We start from the raw sequence: 26,517 nt of genomic DNA on the forward strand, positions 1-26,517 counted from the left end.
CGTAGCCCCTGTCCGCCCGACCTGGAGAGCCTGATGACCACTGCACCCGTGAAGCCGGCGAAGTTGCCGCGCGAGCAGGACCCGCGCAATCCGGTCAGCAGGCTCACCGCGCTGCTCGACCCCGGCACGCTCGAGCTGATCACGCCGGACGACCTGTCCGGCATGCTCGCCGTCCGGGGCACGATCAGCGGCGCTCCGGTGATCGCCTTCTGTTCCGACGCCACCGTGATGGGTGGGGCGATGGGCGACCAGGGCTGCGAGGTCGTGGTCAAGGCGTACCAGGTGGCCCGCCAGGAGGAGCTGCCGATCATCGGGCTGTGGCACTCCGGCGGTGCCCGGCTGGCCGAGGGTGTGCTGTCGCTGCACGCGGTCGGCAAGATCTTCTTCGAGATGACCCAGGCCTCGGGCAAGATCCCGCAGATCTCGGTCGTGCTCGGCCCGGCGGCCGGCGGAGCGGCGTACGGTCCGGCGTTGACCGATGTCGTCGTCCTCGGGCCGGAGGGCCGGATCTTCGTGACCGGTCCGGACGTGGTCCGCTCGGTCACCGGTGAGGACGTCGACATGCTGCGCCTCGGCGGTCCCGAGCCGCACGGCCGGCGATCGGGCGTCGTCCACATCACCACTGACTCCGAGGCCGCGGCGATCGAGAAGGCGCGCCGGCTGGCGGATCTGTTCGCGAACCAGGGCGACGTGTCCGCCGACGTACCGGACACCGACCTGTCCGGGTTGCTGCCGGAGTCGGCGAAACGCGCGTACGACGTCCATCCGCTGGTCGGCGGGGTGCTCGACGAGGAGTCCGGCGTCGAGCTGCACCAGCGGTGGGCGCCGAACATCGTCACCACCCTCGGCCGGCTCGGCGGCCGGACCGTGGGCGTGATCGCGAACAACCCGCTCCGCCTCGGCGGCTGCCTGGACGCGCTGTCGGCCGAGAAGGCGTCCCGCTTCGTGCGGATGTGCGATGCCTTCGGCGTACCGATGGTCGTGCTGGTCGACGTACCGGGCTATCTCCCGGGCGTCGGGCAGGAGTGGGACGGCGTCGTACGGCGTGGCGCCAAGCTGCTCCATGCTTTCGCGGAGTCGGTGGTGCCGCGGGTGACGCTGGTGACCCGGAAGACGTACGGCGGCGCCTACATCGCGATGAACGCGCGGTCGCTCGGCGCGACTCGGGTGTTCGCGTGGCCGCGCGCCGAGGTCGCTGTGATGGGTGCGATCGCCGCGATCCGGATCCTGCACCGCCGCAAGCTGGCCGAGGTGCCGATCGAGCTGCGGCCACAGGTCGAGGCCGAGCTCGCCGCCGAGCACGAGAAGATCGCCGGCGGGATCGAGCGGGCGCGCCAGATCGGCGTCGTGGACGAAGTCGTCGAGCCGAGCGCGACCCGCTCCGCACTCGCCGCCGCCATCGCAACCGCCGAAGCCGGCGGCCGAGTCCGCGGGCTGCACGGCAACATCCCGCTCTAGAAAACCCAACAGACAAAGAGAAAGGCGCGGACCGGATGGTCCGCGCCTTTCCACGTGGTGCGGCCGCTGTTGTACGACAACCGGGGGTGTCCCGACACCCGGTGGCCACAGCGGCCACGGTCTTGTTCCCCACCTTGGCCTCAACGTCTGGCCTTCAGCATGCTCGAAAATCTCGAAGAAATCTTCCCTTTGCGGGCTTTCTTCTGAACTTCTCAGGAAACTCCTAGACGACCTGATGAAGCCAACGAACGGGCGCGCCGTCGCCGGCGTACCGGAACGGTTCGAGCTCGTCGTCCCAGGGCCGGCCGAGCAAACGTTCGACCTCCTCGGTCAGATCAGCCTCACCACTCGCAGCCTTCAGCATCGCTGCTTTCAGCCGCTCCTCCGGCACCATGATGTCGCCGTGCACGCCGGTGGTCGCGTGGAAGATGCCGAGCGTGGGAGTGAACGAGTAGCGCTCGCCCTCGACGCCGTTGCTCGGCTCCTCGGTCACCTCGAACCGGAGCTTCTGCCAACCGCGCAGAGCCGACGCCAGCTTGGCCGCCGTCCCGGCTTCGGCCTGCCACGACAGCTCGGCCCGGTAGCTCCCTTGAGCCGCGGGCTGCGGCGTCCAGTCGAGTTTCACGGGCACGCCGAGTATGCCGCCCGCCGCCCACTCGACATGTGGACACAACGCCGACGGCACCGTGTGGACGTAAAGCACGCCACGAGTTGTCGCCACCGGGACCTCCTGTGTTCGAGGGGCGCCTTCCCCAGCGTTCTCGAACATGGACCGGAAAGCCCGGCGACAGCAGGTACATCTTGCACCACCCACCCCTCCAACACCAGCAACCTCGCCGTGTCAACTACATCACCGTCGTGTCGCGGTCCCGCAAACCGCGCGAAGCCCCTCGCGGCTGCTAGCCACTTCGGCGAGGGACTTCACGCGGCGGGACCGACCGTCAACGGTCCTGCGGTTGCTCGGTCACCAGCAACGGCTCACTGAGCGGGGCTGTTGTGGTACGCCGCGATCTTCCACTCGCCGTCGCGCTTCTCGAACACCCAGGTCGCGTTCACCTTGGCGCTGTCCGGCACCTCGCTCTGACCGGCGAACAGGATGCCGGATTCGCTGACGACGATCGCGGCGTCGTCGCCGAGAAAGCGGAGGCTGAGCTGCTTGTTGTACGTCGAACTGCCCTTGAGTGGTCCTGCGAACGCCTGTGCCATGCTTTCGCGGATCACGTCGCGGCTGTCCCGGAGCGAGCCGGGCATGATCGCGGTGGCGTCTTCGGTGTAGTCGGCAACCATCCCGGCGGCATCACCGGCCTCCCAAGCCTTGTAGGAGTCGACCAGCACGGCCTGGATGGCGGCCTCGTCCTGCACACGACTGTCTGACATCGAGATCTCCTCTGTGAGCGGTTCCACCGGGTGATCCGGTGAACTCGCGAATACATACCGGCGGGAAGGCCGGAACTCATCGCGCGCGCCGAAAAACTTTGCGCAGGGAGCTTCGTCAGTCGTCGAGCCGGGTCGCCAGACCGAAGGAGGCGAAGACCTCGGTGTCCTGGAACACCGAGTTGCGGCTGATGCCTTCGGTGGTGACGGTGAAGACCTGCACCGTGTGCAACTCATACCCGTCGCCGGTACGCCGGTACGCGGCGAAGCCGGCCTGCCCGTTCGCCGCTAGCGGCTCCAGGCGCCAATCCGTACCGGCCTTGTCGAAGACCCATTCCATGAACACGCCGTAGTTGCCGCGGCCCACGAACCAGTTGATCATCGGCGGCATCTCCATCAGCACGTCCTCGGTGAGCAGCCGCTTGAGACCCTCGATGTCGGCTCGCTCGAACGCCCGCATGTAGCGGTCGACCCAGGCGCGCTGCTCGGCCGCGGACGGCTCACGGGACCGGTCCTGCAGGACGCCGGCCTCCTTCACCCGGCTACGCGCCCGCTGCAAGGAACTGTTGACCGAGGCAACGGTGGTGTCGAGGACCTCGGCGGCCTCTGCCGCGGAGAAGCTGAGCAGGTCGCGCAGGATCAGCGCACCACGCTGACGAGCCGACAGATGTTGCAGTGCGGCAGCCAAGGCCAGGCGCAGGCTGCTGCGGTCGACAGCCGCGCGAGCCGGATCACCTGAACCCAGCAACGAGTCCGGCAGCGGCTGGAGCCAGGGGGTCTCGCCGTGGACGAGCGGTCCGCGAGGGTCCGACGGGGGCACCAGGCCCGACGGCAGCGGCCGCCGACCTCGGACCTCCAAGGCGGTCAGGCAGGCGTTGGTCGCGATCCGGTAGAGCCACGTGCGCAGTGAACTGCGGGACTCGTCGTACTGATCGCGGGCCCGCCACGCTCGAAGGTAGGTGTCCTGGACGAGGTCTTCGGCGTCGTGGGCAGAGCCGAGCATGCGGTAGCAGTAGGCCAGCAACTCCGACCGGAACGGTTCGATCAGCTGATCGAAGCTCGCCACCTCGGTCGCCACCCCACTCACCTCCTCTGCCGCTGTCGACAGGACCCTATCCGGAGGCGCCGACAGTCAGGCCGACTCGCGATGGATCAGGCGGGTGGGGAGGATGAGCGGGCTGGGCCGGTCGCCCGACATCAGCGAGAGCAGCATGCGGGCCATCTCCCGGCCGAGCGCCTCGATCGGCTGGTTGACAGTGGTGAGCGGCGGGGTCGTGTGGCGAGCGGCCGGGATGTCGTTGAAACCGATGACCGCGACATCGCCGGGGACCGTGCGGCCGGCGCGCGCGAGCGTCCGGAGCGCGCCGATCGCCATCTGGTCCGAGGCGATGAAGACCGCGTCGAGCTCAGGCGCCCGGTCGAGCAGCCGGCCCATCGCCGTACTGCCGCCGTCCTCGCTGAAGTCACCCGGTTCCACCAGCGAGTTGTCCAGGCCGGCGACCGCGAGGGCCTCCTGAAACCCTTGCAGGCGGGCGATTCCGGCACCCTCGTCGATGCGGCCGGTGATGGTCGCGATCTTGCGCCGGCCGGACGCGATCAGGTGTTCGGTGGCCAGCCTCGCGCCGCCACGGTTGTCGGCGTCGACGTAGTACCGCGCCTCGATGTTGAGCGGCCGGCCGCCGAAGACGACCGGCACCGACGCCTGGTGGGCAAGCGCCGCCAGCGGATCGTCGCCGTGCAGCGACATCAGCATCACCCCGCCGGCCTGGTGGGTCCGCAGCAACTGCTCGAGCCGTGCCTGCCCGCGGGTTGAGGTGGCCAGCGACAGCATCAACTCGAGGTCGGTCTCCTCCAGTACGGCGTTGACGCCGACCACCACCTCGGCGAAGAACGGATCGGCGAACATCGCCGGGTCGTCACCCGAGATCGCCAGGACGACGGAGCCGGCTTGCCGGGTCGCCAGCGCACGAGCCGTTGCATTGGGCACGTATCCGAGGTCGTCGACCGCCCGGAGTACCGCCTCGCGTTTGGCGCGGCTGACGTGCGGCGCGTTGTTGATCACGCGCGAAGCGGCGGAGCGCGACACCCCCGCCCGCTCGGCGACCTCGTCGAGCGTCGGCTGCCGCCTGGGCGTATCGGTCGTCACCTGGTCCAAGGTAGTCGTCCCAACTCGGCCGGGGAGCACCGACCTTCGCCCGTCCGGTGGGCACACGCGCCGGTCGACCCCGAGCACGGTGATCGGGACCTGTTTCCGGGAGCGCTTCCAGTCGACCATAGAGCAAATGGATCGAGGTTGGAAGTGCTTGGTTTCCGAGCAACTCTCGCCCTTGACACGCCGGAGCGCCCTCGGAACCATGCTGAGGGACGCCGGTGGTTCGACCGTCGAACTGAAAGCGCTCCCAGCACATTTTCCCCTCCCGGAGGCCGCCTCATGTTTCCTTTCCGACGGCGAGCAGGTACCGCCCTGACCGCTCTGGTTCTCACCGTCCCACTGGCAGTCGTCGCCACGGATACCGCGGCGCTCGCCGCAGCCACGCAGTACGAGCGGGTGCTGAACGGGACCTTCGACTCCGGGAGCGAGAGTCCTTGGTGGACCAGCGGTAACACCCCGGCGAGCGTCGTCGACGGCCGGTTGTGCGCCGACATCCCGGCCGGGACGGTCAACCCGTGGGACGCACTGATCGGGCAGGACGACATCCCGTTCGAGAGCGGTCAGCCGTACACGTTGCGGTTCGACGCGTCGGCCTCTCGCGCGGTGGACTTCCGGTCCGTGGTGCAGTTGGGCGCTGCGCCGTACTCCTCGGTGCTGAACGAGACCGTCAGCGTCGGCACGACCCCGCAGACGTTCGCCTTCACCGCCAACTCCACAGTCGACAGCGCCCACGGCCAGGTCACCTTCCAGGTCGGCGGCGCGACCACGCCGTACACGTTGTGCCTGGACAACATCAGCTTCGTCGGCGGGATCGTGCCACCTGGTGGGGTACGGGACTTCGGCTCGCCGGTGCGGGTGAACCAGGTCGGCTATCTCACCACCGGTCCCAAGCGGGCCACGTATGTGACGGATGCGACCGGCCCGCTCGGCTGGCGCCTTCTCGACGCAGCGGGCACCGCCGTCGCGACCGGCAGCACCAGCCCGTACGGCGCGGACGCGATGTCGGGCGAGAACGTCCAACGGATCGACTTCGGAGCATTTCGCTCGAAGGGACAGGGCTATCGCCTGGCCGTCGGTGACGACGTGAGCGAGCCGTTCGACATCGGCGACGACATCTATAAGGCGCTCCGCGGTGATGCGCTCGCGTACTTCTACAACAACCGGAGCGGCATCCCGATCGAGGCCCAGTACGTCGGGGACGCCTATGCGCGGGCGGCCGGGCATCTGGGGATCGCGCCGAACAAGGGCGACACGTCCGTGCCGTGCTTCCCGGGGACCTGCGACTACAGCCTCGACGTACGGGGCGGTTGGTACGACGCGGGCGATCACGGCAAGTACGTCGTGAACGGCGCGCTCGCGGCGTGGCAGTTGCTGGATCTGTACGAGCGGTCCGCAACGCATCGGGATCGTGGTGTCGCCGACCGGACGCTGCGGATTCCCGAAGCGGGGAACGGCGATCCCGACGTACTGGACGAGGCGAAGTGGGAGCTCGACTTCCTGCTCCGGATGCAGGTCCCGGCCGGGCAGCCGCTCGCCGGGATGGTGCACCACAAGATTCACGACGAGAAGTGGACGGGGCTGCCGCTGGCGCCGGCGGCGGATCCGCAGCAGCGGTACCTCTATCCCCCGTCGACGGCGGCCACGCTGAACCTTGCGGCGGTCGGTGCGCGATGTGCGCGGGTCTACGCACTGTGGGACCGGAAGCTCGCCGGCCGGTGTCTGGTGGCTGCCCGGACGGCATGGAAGGCGGCGTTGGCGCATCCGGCGATCTACGCGCCCGCTGGAGGCGAAGGCGGCGGCGCGTACGACGACACGAAGGTGACGGACGAGTTCTCGTGGGCGGCTGCTGAGTTGTTCGCGACCACTGGCGATTCGTCGTACAAGAAGTTCGTCACCACGACGCTCTCGGCCGCCGACGGCTTCTCGTGGCAGGAGACCGGCGGGCTTGCGGATCTCGCGCTGGCACGGATGCCGTGGCGGTTGTCGCCGGTGGAGTTGGCGAAGCTCGTCGTACGGATCAGCAAGGTGGCCGACAAGTACGTCGCCGATCTGCGCGGGCAGGGGTTCGCGAACCCGTTCCTGCCTGCGGACGGGAAGTACGTCTGGGGATCGAACAGCGCGGTCGCCAACAACTCGATGATCATGGCGACGGCTTACGACCTGACCCATCGGGCCAGGTACCGCGATGCGGCGCTGGAGGCGATGGACTATCTGCTCGGGCGCAACGCGATCAACCAGTCGTACGTGACCGGGTACGGCGAGCGGGCCAGCCACAACCAGCATCACCGGTTCTGGGCGCACTCGCTCGATCCGTCGCTACCGTCGCCGGCGCCCGGATCCCTGGCGGGTGGACCGAACTCAGGGTTGCAGGATCCCGTTGCCGAGCGCAACCTTCAGGGCTGCGCCCCGGCGACCTGCTACCTCGACGACATCGGGTCCTACTCCACCAACGAGGTCGCGGTGAACTGGAACTCGGCACTCGCCTGGATGACCGCGTTCGCGGACAGCACCGGTCGTCACAGCTGAAACCGAGGGCCCGCCGTACGCCGGTACGGCGGGCCGCTCTGGTTACGGGAAACGAGAAGCCAGGGCGACGCAGGCGCCGGCCGCGGCGAGGGTGAAGAGCATGGCGATCCCGGCGAATCTCGACGTGATCTCCTTGTCGACCTTGTCGTAGCCGACCGAGGAGCCGATGTCCTTGTAGACGTCTTCGAGTTCGCCCGCCGACTCGGCCGTGTACGCCTCGCCGCCGCTGATCTCGGCGACGCTGCGGAGCTCGGCGCGGTCCGGTGGGACGCGCTGGCGGATGCCGTCCATCTCGATGAAGCCGGAGTCGGTGCCGAAGGTGATCGTGTAGACCGGCGTGTTCTTCGCTTTCGCCGCCTGCGCGCCTTCCTGCGCCGTCCGCCCCACCGTGCGCTTGCCGTCCGACAGCATCACGATGCGCGCCGGGGCCGGATCGTTCGGATGCTCCGGGTCCGGCGGGACCTGGGTCAGCGCCTGCAACGAGGTGAAGATGCCCTCACCGGTGGCGGTCGACTCGGCCAGCTCGAGCCCGTCGATCGACCGGACGACGGTCGACCGGTCGGTGGTCGGCGGGACGATGATGGACGCCGTACCGGCGAAGTTCACCAGCGCCACGTTGAACTTGGCCGGCAGCGCGTTGACGAAGTTCTTCGCCGACTTCTTGGCCGCCTCGAGCCGGTTCGGGTCGACGTCGGTCGCCATCATCGACAGCGAGACGTCGATCGCGACCACGATGGTGGCCCGCTCGCGCGGCACCTTGACCTCGGCCTTCGGCTGGGCGAACGCAAGGATGCAGGACGCGGTCGCCAGCAACGCGAGCACCACGGCCACATGCCGGCGCCACTGCGGCCGGCGCGGCGCGACCCGGTCCAGCAGCGCGATGTTGGTGAACCGCAGCGCGTACTGCGCTCGCCGGTGCTGGAGGAAGATGTACCCCGCGACGACGAGCGGGATGAACAACAGGAACCACAGTCTGGCCGGAGACAGGAACTCCATCAGCGAGCCACTCCCTTCGGCGGTTGATGCAAGCGCGGTGCCATCCGCCGGTAGGCGAGCACGAACCGCACGGTGTCGGCCACCCAGTCGCGATCGGTCCGCAGGACGAGGTGCCCGGCTCCTACCCTACGCAGTGCGATCCGGGTCCGTTCCCGCTGCGCGAGTGCGGCCGCTGCGTACTCGTCGCGGACCCGGCGCTTGCGGGTGTCGATCTCGCGGATCGCGCCGGTCTCGGGGTCGCCGATCATCACGACACCGATATTGGGCAGCTCCAGCTCGCGCGGGTCGATGATCTCCACCGCGAGCACCTGGTGCTGCGCGGTCAGCTTGCGCATCGCCCGCTCCCAGGACGGCTCGAGCCGGCTGTCGACCTCGCCGTCCTCGGGGGTGAGGAAGTCGGACACGATCACGCGCAGGCCGCGTTTGCGTTGCGTCCGGGCCATCGAGTCCAGCGCACCGGCCAGGTCGCTGCGGGCCTGGAGCTCACCGTTGTCCTGCTCGGCCAGCAAGGCGCGGAGCAGGCCGTAGAGCGCCAGCCGGCCGGACCTGGCCGGCCAGCGCCGCAACGACGAGTCGCGAAGCATCAGCCCGCCGAACCGGTCACCGAGCCGGTGGGTGAGGAACCCGACGGTGGCAACCGCTGCCACCGCGAGCTCCCGCTTCTCCAGCTGCGACGTACCGAAGTCCATCGAGGCCGAGAGGTCGACCAGCGCCCAGGTCTCCAGCTCGCGGTCGGCGATCAGATCGCGGACGTGCGGAACCGTAGTACGGGCGGTGACGGCCCAGTCCATCCGACGGACGTCGTCACCGACCTGGTACTCGCGGGCCTCGGCGAGCTCGGTCCCCGGACCGGGCAGCAGGCCGAGGTGTTCGCCGTGCAGGTAGCCCTCGAGCCGGCGGACGACCGTCAACTCGAGCCGCCGCAGCGCACGCTCGGGAGCGAGCTGCGAGATCGTCATCGCAGCCCGCGGGTCTGGTCGGTTGGCCATGCGGTTAAACGAACTCGGGGCGGCCGCTGCCGTCGTTGCCGTCGCGCCAGACCGGCTGCGGCGGGGGCACGGTGGCGAGGATCCGCTCGACCACCGCCCGCGGGTCGATGTTGTCGGCGACGGCGTCGAAGGTCAGTCCGAGCCGGTGGCCCATCACGTCGAGCGCGACGGTCTGGACGTCACTGGGCAGCAGGTAGTCGCGCCCGTGGATCAGCGCGAGCGCCCGGCCGGCCGAGACCAGGCCGAGGGTGGCACGCGGGCTGACGCCGAGCTCGATGATCGGCTCCAGGTCCGGCAGGTGGAAGTCCGACGGCGTCCGGGTCGCCATCACCAGGCGTACGGCGTACTCGGCGACCAGGTTGTGCACGAACACCTGCTCGGCCGAGCGCTGCAGCTCCATGATCGTCTCGGGCTTGAGCATCTGGCGCGCCTGCGGCGGGTCGACACTCATCCGGCGGAGGATCTCGAACTCCTCGTGCCCGCGCGGGTGCGGCACGTCGATCTTGACCAGGAACCGGTCCCGCTGCGCCTCGGGCAGCGGGTAGACGCCCTCGGACTCGATCGGGTTCTGGGTCGCGATCACGATGAACGGCTTCGGCATCGGGAAGGTCTGGCCGCCGATCGACACCTGCCGCTCCGCCATCAACTCCAGCATCGCCGACTGCACCTTGGCGGGCGCCCGGTTCACCTCGTCGGCGAGGACGAAGTTCACGAAGGTCGGGCCGAGCTCGATGTCGAACGCTTCCCTGGTCTGCCGGTAGATCCGGGTGCCGACGATGTCGGACGGCACCAGGTCGGGGGTGAACTGGATCCGGGCGAACGACCCGCCGACCACCGAGGCGAAGGTCCGGACCGCCAGGGTCTTGGCGACACCGGGCACACCCTCCAGAAGGCAGTGTCCCTTGGCCAGCAGGGACACCATCAGGGTCTCGACCATGTGCTCCTGCCCGACGATGACGCGTTTGACCTCGTTGATGGCCTCGCTCACCAAGTGGGACTGCTGGGCGACTGACCCAGCGGGCACAGTGGTTTCGGTCATGCCTGTCCTTCCGGGGTCCACTTCGGACCGTAGCTGCTCGCGAACTGCCGCCATTCCATCAGATCCCCGGGTCCGGCCACGACCGCGCCCCGCCCGTTCCTCTCCCCATCCTCCCCACCCACCCAAATCCACAACCCCGTACGCCGCGCGCGCCGACTGCGGCGGGCTGAGCGCACGGCGCACCGGCCGGCTGGGCGGACGGCGTACCGGCGGACTGGGCGGACGGCGGACCGGCGGACTGGGCGGACGGCGGACTGGGCGGGCGGCGTACCGGCGGGCTGGGCGGACGGCGTACCGGCGGGCTGGGCGACAGTGCTACCAGGTGTCTGGAAGGATTGGTGGCGATGACCGCGACCGACTCCCGACCCGACGCGCCGCCGGCAGGCCCTCCAGCAGGCCCTCCGGCCGGGCCGCCGTCCGGCGCACCCGCGCGGGTGATCCCGGAGGGTCTTCCGCTGCTGCCGGAGGACCCGCCGCGCGTCGGTGAGTTCTGGCTGCGAAGCAGGCTGGGGGCGAACGCGGCCGGCTATCTGTACGCGGCGAGCGACGAGACCGGCCGGTCCGCGGTGGTCGCGATGATGACCGAGGGCTCCGCCGACGACGCGGCCGCGCGGGACCGGTTCGTGACAGCCGTCGACAAGCTTCCCGACGAGGCAGTCCTCGCCCACAACGACACCGATGACGACGACCTGGCGCTCTGGGTGGCGCTCGGCCCGATCCGCGAGGACGACGGCTCCAGCGCCGCGGCCGACGAGCGGCTGATCGCCGAGCGCCGCGGCGAAGAAGTGCTGTCGGCCGTCCTGATGGACCGGATCCCGCAGCTCGGCCGGTTCCGCGGCCCGGACTACCGGCATCACTGGGAGAACCGTCGCCGCCCCGGCCTGTTCCGGATCTGGCCACTCCCCTGGCCCGCCGTACTGCGGCCCGCCTCCCGCCTCGCGCTCGCCCTCGCCCTGCTGACCATGGCGATCATCATGGCGGTCGCCATGTTCATCGCCTGGCTGTTGTTCAGGAACGCGCCCGAGGTCGACCCGGGTCCGGTGATCCCGACGAACTCGAACGGGACCACCACCGTCACGGTGACCCCGACGACGCCACCGCCGGGCACCGAATCGCCCACCAGCCCAGGTCCCTCGCAGACCCCGGGCAGCCCCACGGTCTCTCCGACCGGCCCGATCCCCACCGACATCCCCAGCGGAACCGGCAGCCCCGGCGACGACCCGGGCGACCGCTTCTGATCGATCGGCAAGCCTCGGCCACCGTCAAGGTCCAGCTTTCGGTTTGCTCGGTCGGCATGCAGTTTGCGACGGGGGCGTCTGTCAGCCGGCCAGCAGCTTCCTCAGTTCGTGGTCTGTCCACAAAGAGGCCGGTACCGGTTGGCGGACCAGGGCCGCGTCGGCGCGGATCTCGGCCGGGCTGGCCGCGCCGATCAGGACCGAAGTGACGGCAGGGTGCCGGCTCGGATAGGCGAGCGCGACCTGCGGCAGCGATACGCCGTACGCCTCGCAGACTGCCGCGATCCGGCGGGCGCGGACGTTCGTGACGTCGACGTTCGCGCTCTTGGACCGGTCGATCTGCAGCACTTCCGGCGTCAGCACGCCGGAGACGATCGCCGCCACTTCGCGTGCCTGGCAACGGTCGAGCAGCGGCCGGGCCGATTGGTCGAGCAACGAGTACTGGCCTGACAGCAGGACGGTGTCGACGTCGGTGTCGCGGACGAAGCGATCCAGTTCCCGCCAGTCGTCCATGGCCGCGCCGATCGCATGCAGGACGCCTTGCCCGCGGAGCTCGTGCAGCACCGGGTACGCCTCGTCGATCGCCTGCTGCCAGTGCTCGCCCGGATCCTGGATGAAGACGAGGTCGACCGACTCCAGCCGCAGCCGCTCGAGGCTCTCGGTGAGCGAGCGTCTGATCCCCGCGGCGGAGAAGTCGACCCGCAGGCCGCGAGGCGTCACGATGCCACCGACCTTGGTGGAGACGAGGTACTCGCCCCGCGGGTGCCGGGCGAGCGCAGTACCGAAGCGTTGTTCGGAAACGCCCAGCCCGTACGCCGGAGAGGTGTCGAAGAACCGGATGCCCGCGCCGTACGCCGCATCGATCGTGCTGGTCGCCCGGGCATCCCCGTCCGGCGCGGGCAGATTGCCGATCGGCGATCCGCCCAGGCCGAACCGCGGCGGCCGGAACCGGTGCGTCGAGCGGCTGAGGAGGACATGACTGGGAGCGGTCATCGGGCTCCTCCCATCCCTGGCCGGTGTAAGTACCAGGATCAGGGCTCTGCGACGACTTCGCATCTCGACCGACGCGGTGCGGTTGAAGCGATGCGGTGCGATGCGGTGCGGTGCGGTGCGGTGCGGTTGAAGCGGTTCGGAGCGAGAACAGCGATGCAGGGGTGGAACCCGCCCCGGCTCCACCCCTGCATCAGCTCATCGGCCGGCCCCGGTCAGGAAACCTTCGGCGCCCAGTCGAGCCCCTCGGGCCCGTCGTCGCCGGCGATCGGCCCGGTCAGGGAGTAGCTGTGGCTGCCGTCCGGCAGGTACCCACGGACCTTGAACCGCTCGTCGGTGTCCTCCGGATCCGGCAGCGCGTTCCGGTTGAACTGCAGCGCCGCGATCTTCTTCCCGTCCGGCGACCAGGCGACCCCGATGTAGAAGATCCCTTGCGGATAAGCCTGGTAGCTGATCCGGAACGGCTCACCGGCACCACTGCGCGGCAGCGAGACGAGCTCGGTGTGCTCGGCACCGCGGTACCGGTTGGTGACGAAGGCGATCTTCTGCGAGTCCGGCGACCAGTCCGGGTAGTTGTTGATCACGCCGACCGGACTGGACGTCAAGGTGCGCGGATTGGTGCCGTCCGGATGGACCAGCTTGATCGCATTGCCCGTGCTGAAGGCGATCCGGGTGCCGTCCGGCGACCAGGCCGGCGAGGTCAGCCGGCCCGTTCCGGCCGGTGCCGTCCAGATCGGCGACCGCGCACCGGTTCCGACGGCGATCCGGTCCAGCTTCGAACCGTAGGCCGCGACGATCGAGTGGCCGTCCGGCGACCAGGCCACTCCGATCGCGTAGTGCTCCCCGTCAGCGGGATAGGTGTACACCAACCGCTCGCTGCCGTTGCTCAGCGTGCGGGTCCAGACGGAGTAGTCCCGGACGAAGGCGACCTGCCGGCCGTCCGGCGAGAACTTGGGCCGGTCGCCCGCTATCTCGGAGCTGTACGGCGCCGGTGTCCCGCCCGGCACGACGACCAGCCCGCCGTACTGCACGAACACCAGATTGCCGTTCGCCGGAGTGGCTGCGCCGGCCGGTACTGCGGTGGTTGCTGCCAACCCGATCACACACAGCGCAGCCAGCATCGATCTGAGTTTCATCTGCTCCCCCACGGAACGTCTGATCGCGTGATCCCCCACGCCTCCTCGCGCACGCTACGGAGCAGGCTCGACAACTGCAAGGCCGGACCAGCTGCAACAAGCTGCAGCTGGTCCGGCCCTGGTACTCCGTCAGCGACCCGAGGTGTAGAGGTCCTTCACCTCCGTGTCGGTCAGAGCACGGTCGAAGAGGTGGACCTGGTCGGCGCTGCCGTCCAGGTAGTCCACCGAGTTGCCGCCGAACTTCGCCCGGCCGATCAGCGTGTGCCCGGTCGACGTCGAGTCCAGGCTGCAGGCGGCCTTCGTCGCCACCAGTTCGCCGTCGACGTACAGCTTCAGCTCACCCTTGGCGGCATCCCGTACGCCGGTGAGGTGGTACCACTGGCCAGGGTTCGGCTTGGTCGGCGACAACGCCCGCAACCCGGTGAAGCTCATCGCGAACCGCTGGTCGGCACCGGAGTACTGCAGGAAGAAGGCGCTGTCGCGATCGCCGTCCTGGCTGACCACGGTCTGGAACGAGCCATCGGCCTTGTTCAGCTTCACCCACGCGGACGCGGAGTAGCTGCCGGCGGTGTCGAGGAGCTGCGCACCCGTGTCGACGAACTGCCCGGATCCGTTCAGGACAAGGGCCTGCCCGTTCTTCCCCGGTCCGAACGTCGCGCCGCCGACGAGGGTGCCGTCATTGTTGCCGACGGCATCTTCCGCGGTTCCGTCGAGCGGGTAGAAGTGGATGCCGTCGATCCCCGGCGTACCGGGCGGCGGGGTCGGGCCGGAGGTGCCGGTGCCGTCCGCGCCGCGGATGATCGACTCGTTCACCGCGCGGACCTGGGCGAAGTCCATCTTCGGAACCTGGCGGTCATAGGTGTAGAAACCGTTCAGCTCGCCCTCGACGTCGGTGATCTGGGTATAGACGGAACCACTGATCCCACAGGAGTTGGCAGACCGCAGTACGTCGCGCTGGTTCTCGACGTACCGGCGGGTGAGGGTCGCGCTGTCCGGCGTCATCTCGTACGCGAAGCCGTCGCCGAACCACATGTGATCGGGGACCTTCAGGCCGAACCCGCCGTGCTCGCCGTCCACCGAGACCCGATCGCCGGCCGGACTCGGCGTCGCCGGGCCGAGATACGCGTGATGGTCGATGATGTCGCCGCGCCCGGAGTCACCCAGGGAGTCGCAGCAGTTCATGCCGCTGTGGGCGTTGACGAGTCGCGACGGGTCCTGCTGCTTCACGCTGTCGGCGATCCGGCCGGTCTCGGCGAGGTCCCACTCACCCCAGCCCTCGTTGAACGGCACCCAGGTGGTGATCGAGGTGAAGCTCTTGTGCTCGTCGACCAGCTCGTGCAGTTCGGCCTTGAACTGGGCTTGCCAGGGCGCCGGGATCGGGTCCGGCTTCGTGGCCGGCATGTCCTGCCAGACCATCAGGCCGAGCTTGTCCGCGTGGTAGTACCAGCGATCGGGTTCGACCTTGATGTGCTTGCGGACCGTGTTGAACCCGAGCGCCTTGTCCTGCTCCAGATCGAACTTCAGCGCCGCGTCGGTCGGCGCGGTGTTCAGCCCGTCCGGCCAGAAGCCCTGGTCCAAGGTGGCCAGGTTGAACAGGATCTTGCCGTTCAGCGCCATCCGAAGCTTGCCGTCGGCCCCTTTCACCTTGCCGACCGAGCGCATCCCGGCGTACGAGCCGACCTGGTCGACGGTCTTGCCCCGGTCGATCAGTTTCACCTTCAGGTCATAGAGGAACGGGCTGTCGGGTGACCACAGCTTCGGGTTCCTGATCGGCAGCCTGAGCTCGGTGTCCGCCTTGCCGCGCACGGTCCCGACGACACGCTGACCGTCGTACGCCGTGGCCTCGACGCTCAGGCCGGCCGGGCCGCTGGTGTCCGCAGTGAGCCGCAGACTGCTGGTCGGCAGGTCGGGGGTGAGTTGGAGGCGGTCGATCGAGGAAGTGGCGACGGGCTCCATCCAGACGGTCCGCCAGATCCCGGAACTGCCCTGGTAGAAGATGCCGTGGTCGGAGACCTCGCGCTGCTTGCCGATCGGCTGGAAGGTCTCGTCGGTGAGGTCCTCGGCCCAGACGATCAACTCCTGCGGGCCGGACTTGTGCAGCACACTCGTCACGTCCACGTCGAAGCCGTCGTAGCCGCCTCGATGGGTGGCGACCTGACGGCCGTTCACCCAGACCTTCGCGTCGTAGTCGACCGCGCCGAAGTGCAACAGCAGCCGCTTCTGCTTCCAGTTGTCCGGAACGGTGAAGGTCCGGCGGTACCACATCCGGTCCTCGTGCCGCTGGACGCCGGACAGCGCCGACTCGATCGGGTACGGCACCAGCACCTTCTCCGCCAGCGTCTTCCCGATCGGCGGCGCCTCCCCGGTCGCGGCGGCCGCGAACTCCCACAATCCGTTGAGGTTCTGCCATTGCGGGCGAGTCAACTGCGGACGTGGGTACTCCGGCAAGGCATTGCTCGGCGAGACCTGAGCCGTCCACGGCGTGCTCAGTGGCGGCGTCCCGGCCTGCCAGCCGGCTGTCGGTACTGCGGCGTCGGGTGGCGGCGCCGCGGTGGAACTACCGGCCGCCAGTGCGGTGGCGGCGAGGAGACCCGCCACCGCGACCGCGGCCACTCGTCGGATCGAGGTCGATCGGCTCATCTGTGCGTCCCTTTCATGGACGGAGAAAGGTCGAGTCCGTTACAACGCTGTCATGACGAAGCGTGATCGAACGGACACGCACGTTATTCAAAGCCGAGCCTCACAGAAACGCAAGAGCTCACCCAAAACCGAACATCCGCCGCCCGCGACCGGACAGCGGATGTCGGACGCTGTCAGGCCGGCAGGACGCAGACGGGGATCGGCGTGGCGAAGTCTGCTGCTGGAGTGAGCGCACCGGTCTGGAGGTCGACGTGGAAGGTGGTGACGTTGTTGGAGTTCTGGTTGGAGACGAACAGCAACGTGCCGGTGCGGTCGAGGGTGCAGTGGCGGGGCCAGTTACCGCCGCACGACGGGGTCGCCAGCAGGCGAAGCGACGCGCCGGCCGCTTCGACGGCGAAGACCGCGACGCTGTTGTGGCCGCGGTTGGTGAGGTAGACGAAGCGACCGTCGGGCGACACGATCACCTCGCCGGGGTAGTTCTGCGGCGAACCGGCCGGCACCGTGGGCTGGCTGGCACCCGGGGTGAGCTTGCCGGTCGTTCCGTCGTACCGGCAGACCGTGATCGTGCTGTTCACTTCGTTGGCGACGTACGCGTAGTGGCCGTTGGGGTGGAACGCGAGATGCCGCGGGCCGGCGCCGGTCGCGACCTTGGCCTGCGATTTCTGGACGAGCTTGCCGGTGGCCGAGAGGGTGGAGGTGTAGATCGAGTCGGTGCCGAGGTCGACGGCCAGGATGTACTTCCCGGCCGGATCTTGCACCACCTGGTGCGCATGCGGAGACGCTCCGACGTGCTTCACCAGATCGGTGCGAGCACCGAGACTGCCGTCCGCGCGGACCGGGTGGACCGCGACATCACCCGAGCCGTAGTTGGCGCTCAGCAGGTACTTGCCATTGGCAACCAGTGCGAGATGACACGGGCCGGAACCACCGTTGGGCTGGCGATTCAGCACCCGCAACTTGCCCGGGGCATCCACTGCGACCGCGGTGACACCTCCGCTCGTCTGCTCGTTCACGGCATACAGGAACCGCCCGGACGAAGCCATCACCAGGAAGGACGGATCCTGTACGCCGGTCAGGGTGCCGGTCGACGTGATCGCCCCGGTGGTGCCGTCGAACGTCGCCAGTCCGATCCCGGTGCCACCGCCGTTCGCCGAGGTGTAGGTGCCGAGATAGAGCGTCCCGCTCTCCCGGCAACTCGCTCCGGCTGGGGTGACTCCCACTGCGGCACTGCCGACGGCAGCGGCGGTGAGTCCGAGGAAACGACGGCGGCTCGTACCCATGAACATCCTCCGAGGTGTGTGACGGTCCGACCACACAGGGTGGCCCACCCGGAGCGATGTGGCAAGACATACAATCTGCGTTGCAACCTACGCAATGAGAATGCTCAACCAAGCGGGATCGTCCGCCGGTGAGCTGAATCGCACCGTGGTCCCCAGCGAGCTACGGCCGAGGTACCGCGGGTCGACGGTGTCGACAACCAGGACCAGGTGATGGCCGGCAGGCACCTCCCAGCTGGTTGCCTCGAGCCGCAGGTCGACGTCGCGTGCCACTCCGGGAGTCACTGCGCGCAAGGTGAACGGCTTGTGCGAGATCAGCGATCCGCCGCCGAGCACGTCGACGTCGTACAGGTAAGCGAACAGCGACGTGTCGGCACTGCTCGGCGTCACCGTCACGTGCAATCGCGGGGAGCCGTTCACCACCGTCTTGGAGCCGTACGTCGGTCCGGACCAGACCCCGGCGAAACTCCTGTCCACCAAGGGCATCGCGACGCCGGTGGGGATCGAGAGCAGTCCCTGCAGAGCGCCGGACAAGATCGCGATGCCGCTGTCCGCCACGGTCGGAACACCCGCTCCGATGGCGTTCGACCAGCCCGTCGCGGCACTGCCCTGGAGCGCGCCCGTCCTCGACAATCCGGCCGGCTTCGACAAGTACGACGTACGCGGTGTGCCGACGGCTGCCCAGTTCGGGTAGCTCCGCCAGACGCCTCGCTGGGATTTGAGTTGTACGGGTGCTTCCTGATCGGCCCCGTTGTCCGCGCCGGTCAGGAAATGCCGGAGCCACGGGGCGAGCTCGTCCCAGACCTCGTTCGGCAGCCCGATCGCACCGGTCACCTCGGGCGTCGCATGGTCGCCGTGCGCGAACAGCAGCCGCTTCGGCCCGGTCAGCCGGGTAAAGAAGTCCGTGTACTGCGTGGGCGGGAAGATCGAATCCTCGAAGGCATTCGCCAGGAAGACGGCCGGATGGTTGGCGTTGACCCGGTCCACCACGGTGGCGGCGGATCGCACCGGCGCGATCGCCTCGGCCTCCGCGATCGCCCCGTCGAAGTCGCCGCCGACGAACTTGGTCTGCAGCGACTGCATCTCCGGACCCGGCCGGCCGGTGATGTTGCCAAGGGCAAGAAGTGCCGCGACCGACTGCAGATTGACCGTGTCGTGAGGATTCAGCGACGCGATCAGGTCCGCCCAGCCGCTCATCGCCCCGACCGCCTTGATCCGCGGGTCCTGTGCCGAGGCGAGCAGCGAGACGCCGGCGCCGTACGAGATGCCGACCGCGGCGACCCGAGAGGTGTCCGCGGGGGTGTGCTCGCCGGCCCAGTCGATCACCTCACTGACGTCCGCGACGGTCGGCGGGCCCGCGATGTCGATCCCGCCGGCCGAGTCCCAGAACCCGCGGCTGGAGTAGGAGATCACCTGGAAACCGGCGGTCGCCAGCTTGCTGCCCTGACCGACGTACTCGACATTCGGCACGCCCCAGCTCGACGGCATCACCACGAGCGGGAACGGCCCGGTGCCCTGGCCGGTCGGGGTCAACACGACGGCGCCGAGCTCGGTCCCACCCGCGCCGGGGATGCGCTGGTACGACGTACTGAATCCTGGCGCGGCCTGGGCCGGGATCGGGGCCAGACCGACGCTCGCGGCGATCAGGGCGAGGGCGATCACGAGTCTGCGCATCGGTGACCTCCGACTGGTGTTACTGGGCGGTTTTACCGAAGGGTAACCACCCGTGTGCCGGTCTGTCACTAGCTGGATACTTTGCGTCAGAACAAGTCGACTCCAGTGGCCTCGACCGACCAGGCCCACAGCCTCCGCGCCAGCTCGGGGTCCTGTGCCGTCCTGGTCGGGCGGACGATCTTGGGTGCGCCGCGGTACTCGAGGAACGACGGACCGACGTACGAGCCTGGCGGCAGGCCGGGCAGCGTCGCGGCGTACAAGGTCGGCATCGCTCCGGCCGCGGCGGACTGTGCGACGAGCCTGGTGCCGAGGCCCAGTAGTCGCGATTCCAGCGTGACGCCGTCGAGCCCGGCGCCTGCCGTCTGGAGGTTGGTGGAGGCGTAGCCGGGGTGCGCGCCGGCGCTCAGCAGGTTCGATCCGGCGGCCCGGGCGCGCCGGTCGAGTTCGAGCATGAAGAGCAGATTGGCGAATTTGGACTTGCTGTACGAGTCCCATTTCCGGTAGCTGTTCGCGGCCCGGAAGTCGTCCTGGCTGATCCCGCGGACGGTCTTGTGCATGAACGAGCTGACGGTGACGACTCTCGGCCGGTCGGCTCTCATCAGCAGCGGCAGGAGGCGGGCGGTGAGAGCGAAATGCCCGAGGTGGTTGGTGCCGAACTGCAGCTCGAACCCGTCGACGGTCTGCCGGTACGGCGGCGCCATCACGCCCGCGTTGTTGACCAGCAGGTCGAGCGGCTCGGTAAGTTGCGCAGCGGCCTTCGCGACGCTCGTCAGATCGGAGAGATCGAGCTCCAGTACTTCGGGCGTGTGTCCCGTCGTTGCCTTGAGGGAGGCGGCGGCCCGGGCGGACTTCTCCGGATTCCGCGCGGCGAGGATCACCTCGGCGCCGTGTCGCAGCAGCTCGAGCGCGGTCTCGTAGCCGAGTCCGCTGGTCGCGCCGGTGACAAGGGCACGACGCCCGGTCAGGTCAGGAATATCCGCAGTGCTCCAGCTCATGCGCCCACAGTAGCCATGGGCGCATGAGCCTCGGCTTTTGCTAGGACAGGATCTTGCGTGCCTTGAAGGCGGTGGTCACCTGGTCGGCGGCCGCCTTGCCGTAGAGCAGGCGAGCGGACTGCACGGTCACCCGGGCAGCGTCGGCGAACGAGGTGTCCGGCGCGTAGAAGAACGTGCCCTGCAGGATCACCTTGTTGGCCTTGGTCCGGCCGAGCGACTTCTGGATGTCCCAGAGCGCGTTCGACCAGATCTCACCGTCGTCGTGCACCTCACCGTCGATGTCGTCGGTCGTCTTGCCGGTGTCGGTCCGCCGCAGGCAGTGCTTCGGCCCGTCGGTGTACGACGTGGAGTCCCAGTCCATCACGCACGGGATGTCGTAGTTCTTGCTGACCGGGATGGACTGCTGGACGGCCCAGTAGTCGCCGAAGCCCTCGCCGATCGCGCCGGCCTGCTCGGACTCACCGAAGCCGGGCACGACGTCGTCCTGGATCGCGTGACCGTACTCGTGCCAGATCACCTCGGCGTCCTCGGCGTCGTCGACGCCACCCTCGCCCATCGTGATCATGTCGGTCGACGGGTCGTAGAACGAGTTGTCACCGGCGAACGTGTTGATCGAGAAGTCCTGCGACTCGTTGTTCACGTCCTTGAAGCCGAGCGAGTGGATGTACTCCTGGGTCTGGTTGACCTGGTAGTACGCCTCGACCTGCTCGAACTTGTCGCTGTGCCGCTGGTAGACGAAGGTGTTCGTCTTGCTCGACGCGAGGCCGCCCTTGGCCTCCTTGATGTTCACGTAGGTGCCGTTGAGCTTGCCCGACCCGTCCAGGTTGCGCAGGATGACGTTCTTCTGCGCCAGGAACAGCGCGTCCTGGTTCTGGTCGTTCTGGTCGGTCAGGTTCTCGTTCTTCAGCGTGACGACCGGGTTCGGGTCGAACACCGAGCCCTTGCCGTCGGCGTTGTGGCTGATCACCTTCGAGTCCACGACGGTGCCCGACTTGGCGTCGACCAGCGAGCGGCTGACACCTTCACTCGAGCGCGAGGTGACGTTCCAGACCAGCCGGGCGTTCGGGCCGCCGATGACGGCCAGCTGGGCGGCGCCCTGGGTGGCGGTCGGCGTCGGCGTACCGTTCTTGTTCGGTGCCGCGATCCGGCTCCGGGCGGCGCGCGCCGTCACAACCGAGTTGGCCGACTGGGTCGCCGTTGCCGCGGGCACCTTTGCGGACACGTCGAGCGAATCCGGTACCGCGTCGCGGCCGTCGTTCGTCTGGACGACCTTGCCCGACTTGTCGACATGCTGCGCGTAGTACCCGTTGACGACCGGCAGGCCCTTGAAGGTCTGCTGGTACCAGTAGTGCTTGCCGAGCAGGGATGTCTTGGTCTTGATCAGCTTCAGGTTGGCCGGCACCGCACTGGCGCTGGCGCCGTTGGCCGGCGCGGCCCCCGCTGCGCTGGTGAACGACATCCCGAGTGCCAGGACCGCCGCTGTGGCAGTCATGGCCGCGACCGCCTGCCGGCGGCGCAGGTGCTTGGTCATGCGCATTCCCTCCCATGGTGGACGACCGTAGTGGTACGACTACGATCCGTCGCGACACTAGTTCGCCGGACACCCTGCTGGGAAGCAAAACTTCGCGTCATTCTGACGAGGCAAGGGAAAACATCTAGCTGCCTGCTTGCTGGTGGGTAGCGGCCAGGACCTGGCCTGATCTCTTCCTAAAGTTGCTGCAGACCCGAGGAGAGGATCGGCCATGACGAAGCTGAGTCCGCGCGCCCTGAACCGTGCCACCCTGGAGCGCCAGTGGCTGACCGAGCGCCGTACCGCCACCGCACTCGAAGCAGTGGAGCACCTCGTCGGCATGCAGGCCCAGGTCCCCCTCTCGCCGTACGTCGGTCTGTGGTCGCGGCTGGCTTCCTTCGACCCGTCCGAACTCGCCTCGCTGCTGGAGAACCGGCAGGCGGTCCGCGGTTCGATGATGAGGGCAACGATCCACCTGATGTCCTCGCGCGACTTCCTGGCGATCCGGCCGCTGATCCAGCCCCGTCTCGAGCGCGAGGTCTACGCGAACCAGACCTACGGCCGCAAACGCCTCGAGGGCCTCGACATGGACGCCGTCCTCGCCGCCGGCGCCGCCCGCCTGGCGACCTCCCCCGCCACGGCCTCCGAACTCCGCGAACACCTCCAGCCCCTCTGGCCCGACCGCGACGCCCCATCGCTGGCCCACGCCGTCCGCTGCCTGCTCCCCACCATCCAGATCCCACCCCGCGGCGTCTGGGGCAGATCCGGCAACCCCACCATGTCGACCGCCGCCCTCTGGCTCGGCTCGGACGTGACCCCGACCCCCTCGATCGACAACCTCGTACTCCGCTACCTCGCCGCCTACGGCCCCGCCTCCATCGCGGACGCCCAATCCTGGTCCGGCCTGACCCGCCTCACCGAAGTCTTCGACCGCCTACGCCCCCAACTCCGCACCTACACCGACGCCACCACATCCCGAGAACTCTTCGACCTCCCCACCATCCCCCTCCCCCCAGAAGACCTGGAGGTCCCCACCCGCTTCCTCCCAGAATTCGACAACCTCCTCCTCTCCCACGCCAACCGCACCCGCTGGCTCACCTCCCCCGACCACAAACACCTCCCCCTCCAGGAAGCCATGACCCACGGCGCCATCCTCCACGACGGCCACCTCGCCGCCACCTGGAAGCTGACCAAGCGCCCCCAAAAGTCCGCCACCCTAGAAATCAAACCGCTCGTCAAACTCTCCCGACCGGCCCGCGCCCAAATCTCAACCGAAGCCGAACACCTACTCACCTTCGCCACGCCGTCGACCACGACCACTGAGATCAGGTACCTCTAGCCACTCCCCCGAACCACAAACCTGCAAAGCAGAGCCGAAACCGCAGCCACGAGCTCGTATGTGCGCTGATCAGCGACTACCCTCCAGCGCCTGAACGCGCTCTACCACCGACGGTGTACTGGACATCAGCTGTGACCGCCGGCTGCCTTCCCGCCCCAACGTCTGCTGATGCTGCATCTGCCACCCGTAGAACACCTGCACCAACGTCGCCCCATACCCCATAGCCGCAGCCCGCCGATCCGCCTGTTTGACATCTCGTCGGCTCAGCCAAGCAAGAATTGGTGGAGCGACGAACGGAGTCAAAAAGAGTAGCGGGAACGTGAGACTTTTACCGAAAGTGAGGACGGCGAGAAGTATGCCGACGTACGCGATCAGGAGAAATCCCCCGATCGCACATCCGACCGCAGGGACCGCTCTCATCAGTCGCACAATCGCCCGCACCGCAATCAAGGCGCAGCGGGCCGGGATCGAATACCAGAAGCTGAGGAGACTCAACCAAGTTCGACCACCTAAATGGTGACTGAGCTCGTGCGCGAGAACTGCTTCCAGATGCGAGCCAGGCAATGTATAGAGCGCCCACCTGGTAACCGCGACCGTGTGACCGGGAGTGGGACTTGCATTGACTTCGTCCGACTCCTGTATCCATAAGAAGTATTTGGCCGCATCGACACCAGCACGTCCAGTCGCCTGCTGCCAGACAGGCATGAGCCGTTGTTGCTCGACCAGCGTCGGCTTGCGCAATCTGAACAGATAACGAGCGACAAGGTCTTCGACCGGCCGAAGAAAGACCACGGCGCCGGACAAAACCCAGAGCACGACGATGATCCAGCCCCACCCGAAGCCGACGATCCCTGCCAGCCATGAGACGACTACGAAACTCCAGAAGAACCACGGCACAGCCGAGAGAAGTGCGGTTGCCGCGGAGATCTCGACACGCCCCCGCGGCTCCGACCGACCTCCGCCGTCCGACGGCAACTGCGCCCTTGGTGGCGGAGGCGGAAGAGGGTTCGGGCCACCGGAGTACGGCGGTTCCGTTGGTTGCCATGGGCCTTGGCCCGCCGGGCCGTTGTGTGGTTGCCAGGGGCCTTGGCCCGCCGGGCCGTTGTGTGGTTGCCAGGGGCCTTGGCCCGCCGGGCCGTTGTGATCGGTCGGATCATTCGGGCCGGTCATTGCACACTCGCTTCCTCGGGCGGGAGATCAACACTGGAGAAACCACGGCTCTCGTCACCAGAGCGAGACGTGAACATGGTCGTAGTGGCCACCCGTCGCATCGGTCGGGTTGTAGACGCCGCCACCGTTGTAAGGAATCCACGTACCGCGCCGCGCAGACCAGATCTTGCCGTACCAGATCACGTAGTGAACTCCCGTCTGCCCAGCGGTCTGAATCGTCCAGTTGGCGATCTGGTCTCCGCGTGCCTTGGCAGTCGGCGAGCGCCGCGCGTCCGCACCGACCATCACGTCACAGGCTCGTCCCTTCGGATGATCGCTGGTGGGGTTCCAAGCGTGTGCATCCCAGCAAGTCATGCTGAGCGTCCCGAGGGTCTTCTGCGCCTGCGCCACCCACGCCGCTGTTCGCGGAGTGACCATCCCGCCAGTGCCGGTCGGATCCGTCACGGTCGCATCTTCTTCTGGCCAGACCCCATTGACCGGCTTCCCTGCGACCAGCCCCTGTCCGCACTCGTCCTCGGCGAGATTCTCGTTGCCTTCGTTCGGCGGCGCGTCACCAGCCCGGCCGGCGTACGGATTCCCTGATCGGTTCAGGTCGATGCCGGCGGTAGCCGCGATGTCCCTCGCCTCTTGTTCGTGCTGCGCGTACAGATCCGGATGTCCGGAGGCCTGAACAGCTTGGGCCGCGTCGTTGTAGGACATCGAGGGCCATCCGTCGATGTCGACCAGTCCAGGCGGACTTGGCGCTGCGGCCCCACCGAAGAAGGCGTTTGCCGCATAGCGAGGCTTCAGGATCTGATCCCGATCACCCCAGCCGGTGGAGGGCCGCTGCTGGAACAACCCGACGGAGTCTGCGCTGCCATAGGTCAGATTCTGAAGCTGCGATTCCTGAAGCGCTGTCATGAGTGCTACCAGGGTCGCCTGGCCCGGCAGACCACGCTGAACAGCTACTTCGTCGATGATTTTCGCGAACGCGATCTGGGTCTGTCGCAGCGACCCGCCAGGATTCGGGTCGCCGGCCTGGCCTGGCGCCAACGGCGAACAAGCGGCCTGCGACGTACTGGCGCCCCCAAAGGGAGCAAGCATCAGCAGACTCACCACACCTACCAACGCGAGGACCCCCGTCGCCTTGAGGAAAATGCCCCTGCTCGCGAACGTGACGGCCCTGCCCAAATCGCGCTCGTCGAACATCAGACCTCCCGCACGGCGCTCATGGACCGGTCCCGCCGGATACGTCGCTGATGAGCCATTGGTTGTTCTGACTTACCAGGGTGATGAGGAGCGGTAGGTCGAATCGCTGCGCACCTTTGCCCGTCACGTTGATGGTGACCTTGACGAAACGGGTGATTCTGGTCGGTGTGTCGACCGGCGCAGCGTCCGGCTGTGGAGCGCTCACTAATGCCGCAAGCACGGTCGACTTTCCACCGTCGTTCTTGAGGGCCTCGTAAGTAGGGTCGCCGGCCGAGCTGAAACTGGCGGCGACTTCGGGTGTCGTGTACTTGGCACACCTTGCCACCAGCGCTGCATACGCCTCGGCGGCAGGATCACGGGTATAGAACTCGCGCGCCCAGGCACCAACGACCTCCGACGCCTTGGCGGTCACCTCAGCGCCAGGTCGCCTCGTCTCCGGGGGTGGTGTCGTTTGTGCCGACGACGGAGCCCCGCTCGGGAGGTCGGAGCTCGTCTGACTCGAAGCGGGCACTGTCGGAAGCACGACAGATCCACCAGGGGTGAGCAGGCCCACCGGCTTCTTGTCCGACGAATCGTCACCACCGAGGAGGCGCGGCAGGCCACCGCCCAGCCCGAGAATGAGGATCGCCAACAGAAGGACGACCGCAATGACCGCTACCGGACTTGTCGGTTCAGCCTGGCGCTGACTTCGGAGCCAGTCCATCCGCTGCGCGTGGTCATCGCGCCGCCAGTTCTTCTTGGCTCGCCGGCGGCTCCGGCTGTCGAGCTCGTCCAGATCGTCCGGGTAGTCGTAGTCGGTGCTCATCAATGAGCGCCAACTGTCGGGGGC

The 26,517-nt window shown here is 68.0% G+C and carries 21 protein-coding genes; 4 read left to right on the forward strand and 17 right to left on the reverse strand.

The features are described 5' to 3' along the window. Window positions 1–33: 33 nt before the first annotated feature. Window positions 34–1,458 carry an acyl-CoA carboxylase subunit beta gene (locus EV138_RS04175; protein ID WP_133977115.1) on the forward strand — a complete coding sequence of 475 codons (1,425 nt, stop codon included), beginning with the start codon at window positions 34–36 and terminating at the stop codon, window positions 1,456–1,458. 223 nt (window positions 1,459–1,681) lie between these two features. Here EV138_RS04175 and EV138_RS04180 read toward each other — a convergent pair whose 3' ends face one another. The 4 genes from EV138_RS04180 to EV138_RS04195 form a co-directional block, all read right to left on the reverse strand. Then, entirely contained in the window at window positions 1,682–2,179 is a 498-nt protein-coding gene (locus tag EV138_RS04180) for a DUF3145 domain-containing protein (RefSeq protein ID WP_133977116.1), read from the reverse strand. A 257-nt stretch (window positions 2,180–2,436) separates the two neighbouring features. After that, window positions 2,437–2,835: an SgcJ/EcaC family oxidoreductase gene (locus tag EV138_RS04185; RefSeq protein WP_133977117.1), complete on the reverse strand. Its 399-nt coding sequence runs from the start codon at window positions 2,833–2,835 to the stop codon at window positions 2,437–2,439. Window positions 2,836–2,950: 115 nt separating this feature from the next. Continuing rightward, the gene (locus EV138_RS04190) at window positions 2,951–3,964 is read right to left on the reverse strand and encodes an RNA polymerase subunit sigma-70 (RefSeq protein WP_369410823.1); all 1,014 of its coding nucleotides are present in this window, start codon (window positions 3,962–3,964) and stop codon (window positions 2,951–2,953) included. Beyond that, a complete protein-coding gene (locus tag EV138_RS04195) occupies window positions 3,965–4,978 on the reverse strand; it encodes a LacI family DNA-binding transcriptional regulator (protein WP_202866610.1) in 1,014 nt (337 codons plus the stop codon). A gap of 285 nt (window positions 4,979–5,263) precedes the next feature. Here EV138_RS04195 and EV138_RS04200 point away from each other — a divergent pair, with 285 nt between their 5' ends. Beyond that, the gene (locus tag EV138_RS04200) at window positions 5,264–7,510 is read left to right on the forward strand and encodes a glycoside hydrolase family 9 protein (RefSeq protein ID WP_133977120.1); all 2,247 of its coding nucleotides are present in this window, start codon (window positions 5,264–5,266) and stop codon (window positions 7,508–7,510) included. 42 nt (window positions 7,511–7,552) lie between these two features. On the opposite strand, the gene EV138_RS04205 is transcribed toward EV138_RS04200, so the two are convergent. Genes EV138_RS04205 through EV138_RS04215 form a run of 3 tightly spaced genes read right to left on the reverse strand, consistent with a single transcriptional unit; the run spans window position 7,553 to window position 10,534 of the window. Next, the gene (locus EV138_RS04205; protein WP_133977121.1) at window positions 7,553–8,506 is read right to left on the reverse strand and encodes a VWA domain-containing protein; all 954 of its coding nucleotides are present in this window, start codon (window positions 8,504–8,506) and stop codon (window positions 7,553–7,555) included. Continuing rightward, on the reverse strand, window positions 8,506–9,495 hold the full coding sequence (locus EV138_RS04210; protein ID WP_238157951.1) for a DUF58 domain-containing protein: 990 nt from the start codon (window positions 9,493–9,495) through the stop codon (window positions 8,506–8,508). Before EV138_RS04210 ends, EV138_RS04205 begins: the two co-directional genes overlap by 1 nt. Before the next feature lie 4 nt (window positions 9,496–9,499). Next, on the reverse strand, window positions 9,500–10,534 hold the full coding sequence (locus EV138_RS04215; RefSeq protein WP_112236539.1) for an AAA family ATPase: 1,035 nt from the start codon (window positions 10,532–10,534) through the stop codon (window positions 9,500–9,502). A gap of 344 nt (window positions 10,535–10,878) precedes the next feature. Between EV138_RS04215 and EV138_RS04220 the strand changes: the two genes are divergently transcribed. Next, window positions 10,879–11,772, forward strand: coding sequence for a hypothetical protein (locus tag EV138_RS04220; RefSeq protein ID WP_133977122.1), 894 nt, complete (start codon window positions 10,879–10,881; stop codon window positions 11,770–11,772). A gap of 81 nt (window positions 11,773–11,853) precedes the next feature. Here EV138_RS04220 and EV138_RS04225 read toward each other — a convergent pair whose 3' ends face one another. The 7 genes from EV138_RS04225 to EV138_RS04255 all read right to left on the reverse strand — a co-directional run bounded on the left by EV138_RS04225 (window position 11,854) and on the right by EV138_RS04255 (window position 22,012). Continuing rightward, window positions 11,854–12,762, reverse strand: coding sequence for an aldo/keto reductase (locus EV138_RS04225; RefSeq protein ID WP_133977123.1), 909 nt, complete (start codon window positions 12,760–12,762; stop codon window positions 11,854–11,856). Between the two features lie 212 nt (window positions 12,763–12,974). Further along, on the reverse strand, window positions 12,975–13,895 hold the full coding sequence (locus tag EV138_RS04230) for a PD40 domain-containing protein (protein WP_133977124.1): 921 nt from the start codon (window positions 13,893–13,895) through the stop codon (window positions 12,975–12,977). 129 nt (window positions 13,896–14,024) lie between these two features. Next, window positions 14,025–16,535 (reverse strand): LamG-like jellyroll fold domain-containing protein, encoded by a 2,511-nt coding sequence (locus EV138_RS04235; protein ID WP_133977125.1) that lies wholly within the window; start codon window positions 16,533–16,535, stop codon window positions 14,025–14,027. 173 nt (window positions 16,536–16,708) lie between these two features. Beyond that, window positions 16,709–17,815 carry a lactonase family protein gene (locus EV138_RS04240; protein ID WP_202866611.1) on the reverse strand — a complete coding sequence of 369 codons (1,107 nt, stop codon included), beginning with the start codon at window positions 17,813–17,815 and terminating at the stop codon, window positions 16,709–16,711. 87 nt (window positions 17,816–17,902) lie between these two features. After that, window positions 17,903–19,486 carry an alpha/beta fold hydrolase gene (locus tag EV138_RS04245; RefSeq protein WP_133977127.1) on the reverse strand — a complete coding sequence of 528 codons (1,584 nt, stop codon included), beginning with the start codon at window positions 19,484–19,486 and terminating at the stop codon, window positions 17,903–17,905. 86 nt (window positions 19,487–19,572) lie between these two features. Next, on the reverse strand, window positions 19,573–20,481 hold the full coding sequence (locus EV138_RS04250; RefSeq protein ID WP_133977128.1) for an oxidoreductase: 909 nt from the start codon (window positions 20,479–20,481) through the stop codon (window positions 19,573–19,575). A 40-nt stretch (window positions 20,482–20,521) separates the two neighbouring features. Next, a complete protein-coding gene (locus EV138_RS04255) occupies window positions 20,522–22,012 on the reverse strand; it encodes a M4 family metallopeptidase (RefSeq protein WP_202866612.1) in 1,491 nt (496 codons plus the stop codon). Window positions 22,013–22,223: 211 nt separating this feature from the next. Here EV138_RS04255 and EV138_RS04260 point away from each other — a divergent pair, with 211 nt between their 5' ends. Continuing rightward, on the forward strand, window positions 22,224–23,330 hold the full coding sequence (locus EV138_RS04260) for a winged helix DNA-binding domain-containing protein (protein ID WP_133977129.1): 1,107 nt from the start codon (window positions 22,224–22,226) through the stop codon (window positions 23,328–23,330). Window positions 23,331–23,399: 69 nt separating this feature from the next. On the opposite strand, the gene EV138_RS04265 is transcribed toward EV138_RS04260, so the two are convergent. The 3 genes from EV138_RS04265 to EV138_RS04275 form a co-directional block, all read right to left on the reverse strand. Then, window positions 23,400–24,227: a M48 family metalloprotease gene (locus EV138_RS04265; protein WP_133977130.1), complete on the reverse strand. Its 828-nt coding sequence runs from the start codon at window positions 24,225–24,227 to the stop codon at window positions 23,400–23,402. A 327-nt stretch (window positions 24,228–24,554) separates the two neighbouring features. Continuing rightward, the gene (locus EV138_RS04270; protein ID WP_133977131.1) at window positions 24,555–25,688 is read right to left on the reverse strand and encodes a VldE C-terminal domain-containing protein; all 1,134 of its coding nucleotides are present in this window, start codon (window positions 25,686–25,688) and stop codon (window positions 24,555–24,557) included. A gap of 19 nt (window positions 25,689–25,707) precedes the next feature. Continuing rightward, a complete protein-coding gene (locus EV138_RS04275; protein WP_133977132.1) occupies window positions 25,708–26,100 on the reverse strand; it encodes a hypothetical protein in 393 nt (130 codons plus the stop codon). Window positions 26,101–26,517 lie beyond the last annotated feature (417 nt).

It is taken from the genome of Kribbella voronezhensis, assembly GCF_004365175.1.
In the GTDB taxonomy this organism is placed as follows: domain Bacteria; phylum Actinomycetota; class Actinomycetes; order Propionibacteriales; family Kribbellaceae; genus Kribbella; species Kribbella voronezhensis.